The 13,750-nt window shown below is 67.2% G+C and carries 12 protein-coding genes; 3 read left to right on the plus strand and 9 right to left on the minus strand.

Translation table 11 applies throughout. The features are described 5' to 3' along the window. Window positions 1–12: 12 nt before the first annotated feature. From ACOQOU_RS08960 to pyc, 8 genes are all read right to left on the minus strand, one after another. Window positions 13–1,149, minus strand: coding sequence for a thiolase family protein (locus ACOQOU_RS08960; RefSeq protein ID WP_306025403.1), 1,137 nt, complete (start codon window positions 1,147–1,149; stop codon window positions 13–15). Continuing rightward, window positions 1,146–2,591: a class I adenylate-forming enzyme family protein gene (locus tag ACOQOU_RS08965; RefSeq protein ID WP_306025402.1), complete on the minus strand. Its 1,446-nt coding sequence runs from the start codon at window positions 2,589–2,591 to the stop codon at window positions 1,146–1,148. Before ACOQOU_RS08965 ends, ACOQOU_RS08960 begins: the two co-directional genes overlap by 4 nt. Window positions 2,592–2,605: 14 nt before the next feature. Next, window positions 2,606–3,028, minus strand: a complete 423-nt coding sequence (locus tag ACOQOU_RS08970; protein ID WP_109765724.1) for a DUF1284 domain-containing protein — start codon at window positions 3,026–3,028, stop codon at window positions 2,606–2,608. Beyond that, window positions 3,025–3,726 (minus strand): nitroreductase, encoded by a 702-nt coding sequence (locus ACOQOU_RS08975; RefSeq protein ID WP_158585187.1) that lies wholly within the window; start codon window positions 3,724–3,726, stop codon window positions 3,025–3,027. Before ACOQOU_RS08975 ends, ACOQOU_RS08970 begins: the two co-directional genes overlap by 4 nt. Beyond that, the gene (locus ACOQOU_RS08980) at window positions 3,716–4,351 is read right to left on the minus strand and encodes an energy-coupling factor transporter transmembrane component T family protein (protein ID WP_306025401.1); all 636 of its coding nucleotides are present in this window, start codon (window positions 4,349–4,351) and stop codon (window positions 3,716–3,718) included. Before ACOQOU_RS08980 ends, ACOQOU_RS08975 begins: the two co-directional genes overlap by 11 nt. Further along, a complete protein-coding gene (locus ACOQOU_RS08985; protein WP_306025400.1) occupies window positions 4,345–5,025 on the minus strand; it encodes an energy-coupling factor ABC transporter ATP-binding protein in 681 nt (226 codons plus the stop codon). The genes ACOQOU_RS08980 and ACOQOU_RS08985 overlap by 7 nt, the downstream gene beginning before the upstream one ends. A 33-nt stretch (window positions 5,026–5,058) precedes the next feature. After that, on the minus strand, window positions 5,059–5,613 hold the full coding sequence (locus ACOQOU_RS08990; protein WP_109765728.1) for a biotin transporter BioY: 555 nt from the start codon (window positions 5,611–5,613) through the stop codon (window positions 5,059–5,061). A gap of 254 nt (window positions 5,614–5,867) precedes the next feature. Then, the gene (pyc, locus tag ACOQOU_RS08995) at window positions 5,868–9,344 is read right to left on the minus strand and encodes a pyruvate carboxylase (protein WP_109765729.1); all 3,477 of its coding nucleotides are present in this window, start codon (window positions 9,342–9,344) and stop codon (window positions 5,868–5,870) included. Between the two features lie 151 nt (window positions 9,345–9,495). On the opposite strand from pyc, the gene ACOQOU_RS09000 reads away from it, so the two are divergent. Next, window positions 9,496–10,374: an amidohydrolase family protein gene (locus ACOQOU_RS09000; RefSeq protein ID WP_306025399.1), complete on the plus strand. Its 879-nt coding sequence runs from the start codon at window positions 9,496–9,498 to the stop codon at window positions 10,372–10,374. Window positions 10,375–10,446: 72 nt separating this feature from the next. Further along, entirely contained in the window at window positions 10,447–11,691 is a 1,245-nt protein-coding gene (locus tag ACOQOU_RS09005) for an MFS transporter (protein WP_306025398.1), read from the plus strand. On the opposite strand, the gene ACOQOU_RS09010 is transcribed toward ACOQOU_RS09005, so the two are convergent. Beyond that, window positions 11,634–12,539: a LysR family transcriptional regulator gene (locus ACOQOU_RS09010; RefSeq protein ID WP_306025397.1), complete on the minus strand. Its 906-nt coding sequence runs from the start codon at window positions 12,537–12,539 to the stop codon at window positions 11,634–11,636. The two genes, ACOQOU_RS09005 and ACOQOU_RS09010, sit on opposite strands and share 58 nt — an antisense overlap. Before the next feature lie 95 nt (window positions 12,540–12,634). Between ACOQOU_RS09010 and ACOQOU_RS09015 the strand changes: the two genes are divergently transcribed. Continuing rightward, a complete protein-coding gene (locus ACOQOU_RS09015; RefSeq protein WP_306025396.1) occupies window positions 12,635–13,573 on the plus strand; it encodes an NAD-dependent epimerase/dehydratase family protein in 939 nt (312 codons plus the stop codon). The last annotated feature ends 177 nt before the right edge of the window (window positions 13,574–13,750 follow it).

Here is a 13,750-nt window from a genome sequence, read left to right on the forward strand (position 1 = left end):
GCGGGTCCGGCCTTACCGCGCAAGCACCAGCGTTGCGGCGAGCCCGCCCGCGCCGGCGATCGCGGCAAGGCCCTTGCCGGCCTCGGGCCGAACCAGCATTTCATGGTAGAGCCGCACCGCGTTGATCGCGCCCGATGCGCCGACCGGATGACCCCGCGCAAGCGCGCCGCCGCCCAGATTGGTCCGCTCCGGCGCAAAGCCGGCCAGCCGGATGCACGCAATCGCCTGCACGGCGAACGCCTCCATCAGTTCGAACACGTCGAACCCATCCATCGCCAAGGAAAAGCGAGCCAGCGTCTCGCGGACCGCCGCCACAGGCGCCAGCGCCGGCATGGCGGGATCGTCGCCCAGCGACAGGCCGCCGGCGACCCGGATCGCCCGCGGTTTGAGATGCGGATGGGCCGCCAAAAAACCGTCCGAGACGATCGCGCAGACCGCGCCCGCATCGGCTTCGACAGCCGTGGTCGCCGTGGTCAGCCCGTGCGCATCATCGCCGGCCAGGACCGGCAGCCGCGCGCACAGCTTCGGGCCGATCCGCCGGGTGAACGCGTCATGGGCAAGACCGCCGAGCGGCACGCATTCGGCGGCGAGCCTTTCCCGAGCGGCAAGCGCATCGGCATGGCTGCGGCAGGCGAACGCCTCCTGTTCCGCTCGCGTAATTCCCATCTGCCGCGCCAGAAGCGCGGCCGCTTCGAGCATGTCCGGATCGCGCCCGGGCCAGGGCGAAAAGGGCGGCCGCTGATATTCGACATCCGCTTCTCCCGCCGCCGAACGCCGGAAGCGGCGCGGCGCGGCGCTGTAGGATTCGACGCCGCCGGCCAGGACGAATTCGTGCGCGCCCGAGGCGACGAGGCTGTGCGCGAGATGGATCGCGTCCAGCCCGCCGCAGCATTGCGTATCGATGGTCATCGCCGGAACGGTTTCGGGCAGGCCGGCGGCGAGCGCCGACAGCCGGGCCGGATTGCCGCCGCCATAAACGCCGTTTCCGAAAATGACGCAGCCCACAGCATCGGCGGGAAGGCCGAGGTCATCGACAAGGGCCGTGATCGGCGCCGCGCCGATCCGGTGCGCGTCGAGCCCTGCGAACGCGCCGCCGCGCGGGGCGACCGGGGTCCGGCGGGCGCCGGCCATCCACACCGCGCCGCTCACGCAAGCGGCTCCAGCGTTCCGCCGTCGAGCCGTTCGCGCAGCGTGACCAGATCCGGCTTGCCCGAAACGGTCAGCGGCCAGTCACCGCATTCGAAATAGTGTCCGGGGATCGCATAGGGCGGCAGGCTCTTCTTCAGGCCGCCAACGATCGCCGACCGGCCGGACGCGACCGGCGCCTTGAGCACCGCGACGATGCGGTGCTCGCGCACAGGGTCCGGGATGCCGAACACGGCCGCGGCCTCGATGCCCTCCACCGCCGCAAGTGCCGCCTCAATGGTTTCGGGGACGATGTTGCGCCCGCTCGACTGGAACATGCGGTCGATCCGCCCGTCCAGATGCAGGTTGCCCTCTTCGTCCAGCCATCCCGCGTCGCCGACGCCGACCGACGCCTCTGCCGGCTCGAAGCGCCCGTTCCGGACATAGCCGTCGAACGCCATGCCGCTCCGGACGAAAACGCGGCCCCTGGCGCCGGGCGGACATGGCGCGCCCGCATCGTCGACGACCATCACATCGACGCCGGCAAGCGGCTTGCCGACCAGCGAGGGCGGATCGTTGGCATCGACATGACGAGCGGCGACGTAGCTCAGTTCGGTCGTGCCGTAGAACTCGATGAGGGCCGCGCCGGGAAATGTGTGCCGCGCCTGTCCGGCGACCGCGGAAGGCAGCTTGGAGCCCGTGAGCAGCACGCGCTTGACGCCCGGATGCCGGCGCTCGGCCGCCGCGCAAAGCGCGCTCAACTGGGTGGGCACGGCAAACATGGCGCAATCGCCGAACCGGTCGGCAAGCGCCAACACCCGGTCCGGACGAAAGCGGGGAAAGAGCGCGATGGCGCAGCCGGCCCACAGGCCGCGCACCGCCGCATAGAGAAACAGCGAATGCGCCAGATTGCCCGGAACCAGCACCAGGCCCCGCCCCTCAAGATCGGCGAGCGCGCGGTCGGCCTCGAAACTTCTCAACCAGGAGGTTTCGGTGCGCCGGCAGCCCTTGGGCATGCCCGTGGAGCCGGAGGTGAAGAGGGTGAAGAGCGGTTCGGCCGCATCCTCATCCATCGAGAAGGGCACCTGCGCGTCGGCACCCATCCGGGCGAGCGTTTCGGCGCCGATCGCCCCGGCGGGCGCTGCGTCCATCTGGGCGACGACGGCATCGAGCCCGGTGCTGGCCGTGACTTGGGCGATCGTCGCCTCCGGCCAGGACGGATCGAGCACGAAGGTTTCGCGCGCGGCGATCAGCGAAGCGATGAACAGCGCCAGCGTGTCCGGCGCCGCCTCCATCGCGATCCCGATGCGCCCATGCCGGTCCAGCGACCGCAGCCCGCGCGACAGCCGGTCGATCCTGTCCGCCAGATCGCCGGCGCTGATCGTCCCGGTTCCGAAATGCAGGACCGGCGCGCCGGGGCGCGTGCGCAGATGTTCAAGGATCGACAATGCAATGCGCGACGCCATGACCGCCGATCCCCTCACCGCCGGTCCAGCAAAGTCGTCTGAAAGCCGTCGGCGGCGATCCGGTCGCACAGGTCCGACCATTGGCAATCGGCACAGGCGGCGCGGATCGTCCCATCGCGAAACGCCGCCCGGTGGCGCGCGGTGAAGACATCGTGCGGCATGATCCGCGAGCCGACCGTCAGCATGCGTCCCGTCAGCGCCGATATTGCGGCCAGGGCGGCCCGGTCGCGGGCGACGATCCGCTCCTCATGGCAATGGCTGCCCGCGCAATCCTTTACCGACGCGCATATCGCGTCGGGCCCGCCAACGATGACCATCTCCTCATTGTCGTTCATGCGCGCGATGACGCGCCTGTAATCGCGTTCGAACCGGCGCGAATAGCCCCGCCCGACAAAGGTTACGGCGCACAGCAGATGATGGCCGCGAATTTCGATCATGGGTGAAACCGCACAAATTCGGCAACGTCCTGACGGCGCAGCGGCTGCCGGTTGACCGGATGGGTCTCGTCGGCATGGCCGACGGCGACGCCGCAGACGACCAGCGCATCGCGCTCAAGGCCCAGCACCCGCCGCACCGCATCGCCATGGCTCGAAAAGCTGGCCTGCAGGCAGCATCCGAGCCCCTGGCTGACGATCGCCAGCGACAGCGCGTTGAGGAACAGGCCGACATCGATCCAGCTTCCGCGCTCCAGCCGCGCATCGATCGTCACCAGAAGGCCGGCTGGCGCGCCGAAAAAATCGAAATTCTTCAGCTTCTGTTCGCGGCGCGCGGCCACGTCCCGGCGGCCGATCCCCAGCGCCTCGTAAAGATCGTGGCCCGCCTGCCGGATGCGGTCGCCATAGGGCGCGACGGGTCGTGCCGGATAGTAGCGGTAATCGCCTGTCTCGACGTAGTCGGGCTCGGCGAGCGCCGTCCGGATCGCATCGCCCAACTCGCCGATCGTTTGCCGGCCGAGCACATGGACATTCCATGGCTGCATGTTGCCGCCGCTCGGCGCGTGGCGTGCCATGTCAAGGATGGCTTCGATCTGCGCGCGGCTGACATCGGTGTCGAGATAGGCGCGCACCGACCGGCGCTTGCGGACCAGATCGGCGAACTGCCCGGCGTCCGCTTCGGTCGCGTCGTCACCGGACATGGCGGCCATCCGGCATTGCCGGTCCGTCGGCGGGGCCAGGCGAGCGCGCCACGATGGCCCGCGCGATCTCGTCGGCCGACTTGAGCGCCCGGACGATGGTCGGCGTGACCAGCGCCCGCCAGTTCGTCCCCAGCCCCCGCGCCCTTTGCGCATTCTTCACCTCATCGAAGATGTCGCGGACCCTCGGGATGAAGCGCAGGCACAAAGACAGGGCGAGGCTGATCGCTTCGGCCGATCTTTGCGGAAGAAATTGGCTCAAGGCGCCTTCGATGGCCTCGACCAGATCGCTCGTCCGCGTGGTCAGCGTCAAAAGCGACGCGGCGAGGATCATCACGGCAAAGCGCAGCACGACGAAGCCGGCGAAACGCCAGTCGGCGAGAAAGAGCTGCGCCAGGAAGATCAGGCCAAGCACCCACAGGGCCGGACGGACGGCGGCAAAAACCATCCTCGGCGGAATGCGCGCGACAGCAAGGAGCGCCGCCAGTGCCATCCCGGCGACGCTCAGCGACAGCCAGCCCTCCTGCAAGAAAAGCCATGTACAGAAGACGAACAGCAGGCCGACCTTGATCAACGGCCGGGCGCGATGAACGGCGCTGTCTCCGGGGACGTAATCGCTTGTCAGCATGGTTCGGTCGCTATCGCCTCCCGGTAGGCGCGCACAATGTCGCCGGCATCGCCGTCGCCGCGAATCCGTCTCTCGTCAATCCAGATGAGACGGTCCATCGACGCCATCAGCTCCAGATCGTGGCTCACCACAATCAGCGTCTGGTCGAGCCTGTCCAGAAACGAGACCAGTATGCGCCGGTTGCGCAGGTCGAGCAATGTGGTCGGCTCGTCCAGCACGATGATCGCCGGCTCCATCACCAGAACGCCGATCAGCGCGATGAGCTGCTTTTCGCCGCCGCTCAGTTCGTGGGTGCGCCGCCCGTTCAGGTGGGTCAGGCCGAACCGCTCGAGATGGCGCCGCACACGTTCACCGATCTCGAACTTCGACAGGCCGGATTTTCGAAGACCGAACGCCAGATCCTCATCGACCAGCGGCATGACGATCTGGTTGTCGGGATTCTGGAAAACGAAGCCCACCTTGCCCAGCGGCGATTTCCGGTCCGTCGGCTGCCCGTCGACCCGGACTGTGCCTGTGGTCGGCCGTTCCAGCCCGTTGAGCAGCCGCGCGAACGTGCTCTTGCCCGATCCGTTCGCCCCGATAATGCCGATCCGCCGTTCGGTGAGCGTCACCGAGATCGCGTCTAGTATGAGCGTATCGCCCTTGCGAACGGTCACCCCTTCAAGCTGGATCAATGGCTGCGCCTTCCCGCGTGCAAGATGGGTCCGCTAGCGCGACACGATGACCGGGTAGGACCGCGCCACGGTCACGATGACGGTCGCGGCGATGACCGCCTTGATCACATCGCCCGGCACGAACGGCATCGAGCCGACAAAGGCCTGCGCGATCGAAATCTCGGCGGCGAACGCGATCCACGGAATGCCGATCGCATAGAGGACGACGATACCGCCGAAGACGCAGGCGGCGAACGCGTTGACATGGCCGAGCCGCGGCCAGAACCGTTCGACCATCAGACCGACGACGAAGGCGGCGACGATCCAGCCGACCAGAAAGCCGCCGCTTGGCCCTAGAAAGACCGCGAAACCGCCCCTGCCGCCGGACAGGAGCGGCAGGCCGGCAGCGACCAGCACCAGGAAAAGAACCATGGCGAGCGCGCCCCGCCGTGCGCCCAATATGCCGCCTGCCAGCATCACGCCAAGCGACTGGGCGGTGATCGGCACGCCGACGAGCGGCAGCGTGATCGGCGGGAAGACGCCGAGCACGGCCATGATCGCGGCAAAAAGTGCGATCAGGACGATGTCGCGGGTTTTTTCGTTGGTCATCTGAGCTTTGTGATCCTGAATGCGAGGAGACCCGGCGGGCGGAATGCCCCATCTCCGAGCGACGTCCCATCGTTCGGGATGCGGTTTAGGCCAATTCGCCCCGTCACGCCAAGGGCGCATTGCCCGCCGCTCAAGCCCGGTCGCGCCGTGCAGGTGACCGGCCGGCGCGTTTCAGTAAGCAACCACTCACATAATAAGGTAAGTGGTGACGAACCAAAAGTGCCGAAGGTCGCATTCACCGCGGGGCGCGGCCCTCATTCCGCCTGGCCGGCGGCGTAAATCACCAGCAAATCCTTGGCGTCGATCTGGTCGCCGGCCTTGACCAGAACGTCGGACACCGTGCCGTCGCGTTCGGCGTGCAGCGCGGTTTCCATCTTCATCGCCTCGATCGACACCAGCACGTCGCCCTTCTTGACCTCCTGGCCGCCGGCCACCGAGACGGTCGAGACGACACCCGGCATCGGTGCGCCGACATGGGCCTCGTTACCGTCCTCGGCCTTGCGCCGGGCGACCGAACTTTCGGCGCCGTGCACCCGGTCTGGCACCTTGATGCGCCTTGGCTGGCCGTTCAGCTCGAAGAACACCGTCACCATGCCCTTGTCGTCCGGCTCGCCGACGGCAAGGCAGCGGATGACCAGTGTCTTGCCCTTTTCGATGTCGACGAAAACCTCCTCGGCCGCCGGCAGACCGTAGAAATAGTTGGGTGTCGGCAGCGCGCTGACCGGCCCGTATTTGTCCTGCGCCAGCGCGAAGTCGGTGAACACCTTGGGATACATCAGATAGGCGGCGAACTCATATTCGTTCAGTTCGCGGCCGAGCTTGTCCTCGATTTCGGCGCGACGTGCGTCCAGATCCTCCGGCGGAAGCAGAGAGCCAGGCACGTCGGTGTAGGGCTCTTCTCCCTTGAGCACCTTTTTCTGGATGCCCTCCGGCCAGCCGCCCGGCGGCTGACCCAGATCGCCGCGCATCATCGAGACCACCGAGTCCGGGAACGCGATGTCCTTTTTGGGGTTCTCGACATCGGCGACCGTCAGATCCTGGCTGACCATCATCAGCGCCATGTCGCCGACCACCTTGGAGGACGGCGTCACCTTGACGATGTCGCCGAACATCATGTTGACGTCGTGATAGGCGCGGGCGACCTCGTGCCAGCGCGTGTCGAGGCCGAGCGAGCGGGCCTGTTCCTTCAGATTGGTGAACTGCCCGCCCGGCATTTCGTGCAGATAGACCTCCGACGCCGGCCCCTTCAGATCGCTCTCGAAGGCGGCGTACTGGGCGCGGACCGCTTCCCAGTAGAAGGAAATGCGCCGGATCCATTCGGGGTCCAGCCCCGGATCGCGCTTGGTGCCAGTTAGCGCCTCGGCGATCGAACCAAGGCAGGGCTGCGCCGTCAGGCCCGACAGGGCGTCCATCGAGGCATCGACCGCATCGACGCCGGCATCGATCGCCGCAAGGATCGTCGCCGCCGCGATGCCGGACGTGTCGTGCGTGTGGAAATGCAGCGCCAGATCCGTTTCCTCGCGCAGCGTCTTGAAAAGCACCGTCGCGGCGGCCGGCTTGAGAAGGCCCGCCATGTCCTTGACCGCGATCATGTGCGCGCCGGCCGCTTCCAGTTCCCTGAGCATGCCGACATAGTATTTCAGATCGTATTTCGGCCGTGCCGAATTGAGGATGTCGCCGGTATAGCAGATCGCCGCCTCGCAGATCTTGTTCTCCTCGGCGACCGCGTCCATGGCGACGCGCATGTTCGGCACCCAGTTCAGGCAATCGAAGACGCGGAACAGGTCGATGCCGCCGCTCGCCGCCTGCCGGACGAAGTGCTTGACCACATTGTCGGGATAGTTGGTGTAGCCGACGCCGTTGGCGCCGCGCAGCAGCATCTGCAACAGAATGTTCGGCGCCGCCTCGCGGATGACGGACAGCCTCTCCCACGGGTCCTCGGTGAGGAACCGCATCGAGACATCGAAGGTCGCCCCGCCCCAGCATTCCAGCGACAGAAGGTTCGGCAGCGCGCGCGCATACGTCCCGGCGATCCGTCCCATGTCGTAGGTGCGCATGCGCGTTGCGAGCAGGCTCTGATGCCCGTCGCGCATCGTCGTGTCGGTGATCATCACCGGATCATGTTCGCGCAGCCATTGGCCGAACTTCGCCGGCCCCATCTCGTCCAGCATCCGTTTGGTGCCGCCTTCGGGCACCGGCCCGCCGACGAAGGGCGGTTCCGGCGGCACCGCATGGGCGGGCGGCTTCGGCCGGCCCTTGGTCTCGGGATGGCCGTTGACGGTGACGTCGGCCAGATAGGTCAGGAGCTTGGTCGCCCGGTCCTGGCGCTTGACGGCGGCGAACAGCTCCGGCGTCGTGTCGATGAACTTGGTCGTGTAGCGGTTGGCCTTGAAATCCTCATGGCCGATGATCGCTTCAAGGAAGGTCAGGTTGGTGGCGACGCCGCGGATGCGGAACTCGCGCAGCGCCCGGTCCATGCGCCGGATCGCTTCTTCGGGCGTCGGCGCCCAGGCCGTCACCTTTTCCAGAAGCGGGTCGTAAAAGCGCGTGATCACCGCGCCCGAATAGGCCGTGCCGCCGTCGAGCCGGATGCCGAAGCCGGTCGCGCCCCGATAGGCGGTGATCCGGCCATAATCGGGAATGAAGTTCTGCTCGGGATCTTCGGTGGTGATACGGCACTGCAGCGCATGGCCGTGCAGCGCGATGTCCTCCTGCGCCGGCACGCCCGATGCCGGATCGCCGATCCTTTCGCCCTCGAGAATCCTGATCTGCGCCTTGACGATGTCGATGCCCGTGACTTCCTCGGTCACCGTATGCTCGACCTGGATGCGCGGATTGACCTCGATGAAATAGAACGAGCCGGTATCCGCATCCATCAGGAATTCGACCGTACCGGCGCCGACATAGTCGGTGGCGCGGGCGATCTTCATCGCATGTTCGGCCAGTTCGGCGCGTTGCGCATTGTCGAGATAGGGCGCCGGCGCGCGTTCGACGACCTTCTGGTTGCGGCGCTGGATCGAGCAGTCGCGCTCGAACAGATGAACGACATTGCCGTGCGTGTCGCCGAGGATCTGCACCTCGACATGGCGGGCTCGCTCGACGAGCTTTTCCAGATAGACCTCGTCCTTGCCGAACGCCGCCATCGCCTCGCGCTTGGCCTCGGTCACCTCGCGCTCCAGATCGTCCTCGGAGCGGATGGCGCGCATGCCGCGTCCGCCCCCGCCCCAGGACGCTTTCAGCATCACCGGATAGCCGATCTCGGCGGCCATGGCGCGCACCTTGTCCATGTCGTCGGGCAGCGGCTCGGTCGCCGGCACCACGGGCACGCCCGCCTCGACGGCGAGGTTTCGGGCCGAGACCTTGTTGCCGAGCGCGCGCATCGTGTCGGCGCGCGGCCCGATGAAGATGATGCCGGCTTCATCGCACGCATCGACGAATTCGGGGCTTTCCGACAGAAGCCCGTAGCCGGGATGGATCGCATCGGCGCCCGACTGTTTGGCAACGCGGATCACTTCTTCGATGGACAGATAGCTCTCGATCGGGCCGAGATCCTTGTCCAGATGCCCGCCGCGGCCGACCTGATAGCTCTCGTCGGCCTTGAACCGGTGCAGCGCCAGCTTGTCCTCCTCGGCCCATATCGCGACGGTTGTCATGCCAAGCTCGTTGGCGGCGCGGAACACGCGGATGGCGATCTCGGAGCGGTTGGCGACGAGCAGTTTGGTGATGGTCAAGGCAGGAATTCCCGGACAAGGGTGGAAGGGCGCAACCATTCTTTAGCGGTTCGCATTGTGCGGCGCAAACATGACGGCCGGTATCTGTGCGCCACCGCGCAAACGCGTTAAGCCGGCCGCCGACGTCAACCGCCTTTGCACCGGACCTGCCATGAAGCCCCATGCCGAAATGCCCGTCGCCGTTCCCCAAAGCCCGGACCGGCCGCTGCCGCCGGGCGCCTGCGACGCCCACATCCACATGGTCGCGGCGCCGGGCGAGTTCGACCTCTGGGACGGCCGCGTCGAGAACCCCGCGCCGGGCCTCGATTTCGAGGGCTGGATCGCGCTTTATGAACGGCACATGGCCGCGCTCGGCCTTGACCGCGTCGTCATCGTCCATTCGATCCTCTATGGCGCCGACAATGCGGTGACCAAGGCCGCCGTCGCCCGGCTCGGGCGCGACCGGGCGCGCGGCATCGGGCTCGTCACCGATGCAGCCACCGACGCCGAACTGGACGCGCTCGCCGAAGCGGGCCTGTCGGGCGTGCGGCTCAACTATGTCCATGGCGGTGTCCTGAGCTGGGCCGGCGTGACCGCCATGGCCGACCGGCTGAAGGCGCGCGGGCTGCATGTCCAGATGCTGATGAACGCGCACCGCCACATGGCCGAACTCGATGACGGCGTGCGCTCCATGCCGGTCGATGTCGTCTTCGACCATATTGGCTGGCCCGATGTCGCGGCGGGACCGGACGAACCGGGTTTCCAGCGCCTCCTTGCGCTGCTCGCAGGCGGCAGGGCATGGGTCAAGCTGTCCGGCCTCTACCGTCTCGCCGGCGCGCCCTATGAAGCGACGGATGCGCTCGTCGCCGCGCTGGTGGCCGCCAATCCCGAACGGTGCCTGTGGGGCAGCGACTGGCCGCATCTGATGCTGGCCGATGCACAGATGCCCGACGCGGGTGTCCTGCTCAATGCGTTGCTGCGCGTCGTCACCGACGCGGCGACGCGCAAGCGCATTCTCGTCGACAATCCGGCGCAATTGTACGGCTTCTGACGCCCCTGCTCTCAAACCGCTTTGAGAAGCGCGGAAACCGATCTAAGGAAAGCTGTTCTTTGCGGAGCCGTCATGTCGACCGTTCAAACCAGCGCAAGCGGCATGCCGCCCGACATCAGGCGCCTGAGACTGGCACGGCTGGCCGTCTTTGCGGCGTTCTTCGTCAACGGCTTCATGGTCGGCCACTGGGCGACCAAGATCCCCGTGCTCGTCGAACGGCTCGGCATCAGCGAGGCGGTGCTCGGACGGCTGATCGTGCTGTTCGGCATCGGCGCGGTGATCGCACTGATCGGCGGCGCCTGGATGGTGACGCGGCTGGGTTCGGTCGCGGTGGTACGCTGGACGTCGGTGCTTCTGGCACCTTCGCTGGTTCTTCTGACGCTCGCGCCCTCGGTGCCGGCCGCCGCGCTGGCGCTTTTGTGGCTCGGCACGTTTCTGGGCGCGATGGACAATGCGATGAACGCCAACGGCATCGGCGTCGAAAAGGCCGCCGGCCGGCCCGCCATGTCCTCGTTTCACGGCTTCTGGTCGCTCGGTGGCATGGTCGGCGGACTGACCGGCGGCGCGATGATCGTCACGCTCGGCGAGATGGGCCATGCGCTGGCGGTCGGCGCGATCGGCCTGGCCGTTGCGCTGTGGGCATGGCGCCATTACCGGCCCGACGAATTCGGCGTCGACGCAAGTGAAACCGGCGAGGCCCGCACGCCTCGTCGGACCGGCATCCCGCGCGAGGCGGGAATTTACGGGCTCGGCATCCTGACGCTTCTGGCGTTTGCGCCCGAAGGCACGGTGATCGACTGGAGCGCGCTCTATCTGCGCGACGAGCTGGGCGCGCCGCTGGTCGTCAGCGGCTATGCGTTCGCGGCGTTCTCGGCGACGATGGCCGCCGTGCGGTTTCTGGGCGACGGGCTGCGCGCCCGTTTCGGCGACCGGCGCATCTTCCTTGCCAGTTCTGCGGTAGCGGCGACCGGGCTGGCCATCGCCGGCACGGCACCCGGCTTCCTCGTCGCCTGCGCCGGCTTCTTCATCGCCGGTCTCGGCATGGCCAACATGGTGCCGATCCTGTTTTCCGCCGCCGGCGCCTATCCCGGCCTTCCGCCGGCCGTTGCGATCGCGGTGATCACCACCTTCGGCTATGCCGGTCTGCTGTTCATGCCCGCCTTCGTCGGCGCTCTCGCCGAAACATTCTCGCTGGCGCTGGTCTTCACCGGCTGGTCGCTGATCGTTCTGGCGGTCGGGGCGAGCAGCCTCGTCATCGGCTATTTGCCGTCCCGGTCGAGCGGCAGCGCCGACAGCGTGTCGGCAAGGAAGTCATAGACCCGCCGCACCTTGGCGCTGTGCCGCAATTCGCGGTGCGAGGCGAGCCAGACCGGCAGCGGCGCGATCTGCAGATCGGGCAGAACCCTGTGCAGGGCCGGGTTCCTCCGGGCGACAAAGCGCGGCCCGAACCCGATGCCGGCGCCCGCCTCGACGATCGCCCAATAGGCGATCTGGTCGTCGGTGCGGATCTGGAAGGCATCGCGGTCATAGCCGCCCGTCAGCGCGCGCATGCCACGCTCGATCAAATCCGTCCGGTCATAGCCGATCATCGTGTGCCGGTAGAGATCGTCCAGTGTTTCCGGCGTGCCGGCGCGAGCGAGATAGTCCTCGTGCCCATAGGCGCCCATGACAAAATCGTTGATCTTGCGCGCGATCAGATCGTTCTGGGTCGGCCGCACCATGCGCACGGCGACGTCGGCATCGCGCGCCAGAAGGTTATCGATGCCGTCGCTCGCCACCAGTTCGATGGCAAGCGCGGGCTCGGCGGCGCGCAGCGCCGCCAGCACCGGCGGCAGCACGAAGGTCGCCATCACCCGGCTGGCGGTGAGCCGGATCGTGCCCTCGACGCGCGTTTCCTGATCGGTCGCCGCCATCGAAAACGCCGCCGCGCTGTCGCGCATCGCCCGCGCCTCGTCGGCGATCCGCAAGGCAGCCTGGGTCGGCATCATCCCGGCGCGGCCCCGCTCGAACAGGACAAGGCCCGTCTGCGCCTCCAACTCGCCCACATGCCGTCCCAGAGTGGGCTGCGAAATGCCCGACTGCCGTGCCGCGCCGCTCAGCGTGCCGGCGTCGAGCACCGCCAGAAAACTGCCGATCAGGTTCCAGTCGAAGCGCGTTCCATTCATTCGAAAATGAATATTAGACAGTCGAACTCTTGTCTATCCATTCATCTGGCGATGGCCGATCATGGCGCATCATCAGGATTCAGGAGATGCAACAGATGAGCACAATCGTTATTGCCGGCGCGGCCGGACGGATCGGGCACGCCGCCGCCGAGGCTTTCATCGAGGCCGGATGGAGCGTTCGCGGCATCGCCCGCGGCGCCAAGCTCGGCCGGCTGCCCGCCGGCGTCGAACCCGTCGAGGCCGACGCCATGGACCGCGAGGGCATGATCGCCGCCTGCGCCGGCGCGGACGTCATCCTGCACGCGCTCAATCCGCCCTATGACAAATGGGACGAGCTCGCCATGCCGATGGCCGAAAACGTCATCGCCGCCGCCCGGGCCGCCGGCGCGACCGTGATGCTGCCCGGCAATGTCTACAATTACGGTACCGCGGTCCGCCCCGGACTGACCGAGGACACGCCGATGGCGCCCGACACCGAAAAAGGCCGCATCCGCGTCGCCATCGAGGATCGGCTGCGCGCCGAAAGCGAGACCGGCCTGCGGTCGGTCGTGCTGCGCGCCGGCGACTTTTTCGGCGGACCGGTGGACGGAAGCTGGTTCGACCTGGTCATCGCCAAGGATCTGAAGAAGGGCCGCGTCGTCTGGCCGGGCCGGCGCGATATCGACCACGCCTTCGCCTTTATGCCCGACTTTGCCCGCGCTTTCGTCATGGTAGCGGACAGGCGCGAGACGCTACCGCCGTTTGCCCGGCTGCACTTTGCCGGCCACACCGCGACCGGCCAGCAATTCCATGCCGCCATGGAGACCGCTGTCGGCCGGCCGCTCAGGAAGGGCGCCGCGCCCTGGACGATCATGCGGGTGATCGGCCTGTTCAACCCGCTGGTGCGCGAAGTCGTCAAGATGCGCTATCTGTGGGACACGCCCCATTCTCTCGACAATACGCGCCTTGAGGCGCTGATCGGCGCCGAGCCGCACACGCCGCTGGAGACGGCGCTTGCCGAAGCGGTCGCCGCACAGGCGCTGGGCGGCGCATAAGCCGCCCGTCTTCGCCCAATGTCGGATACGCCGCACGGCCGCAGCGGGCGTTGCGCTATCCATGGTCTAATTTACGCCAACGAAGACTTCGCGCTACACCCGTGCCGACCCGCGCGGGCGGCCCAGCCGTCCGTCGCATCAGGGAGTGAAGGCGGCGTGCCCGCGAACCAAGTGGAG

The organism is Oceaniradius stylonematis (genome assembly GCF_965223445.1).
Classification (GTDB): Bacteria; Pseudomonadota; Alphaproteobacteria; order Rhizobiales; family Rhizobiaceae; genus Roseitalea; species Roseitalea stylonematis.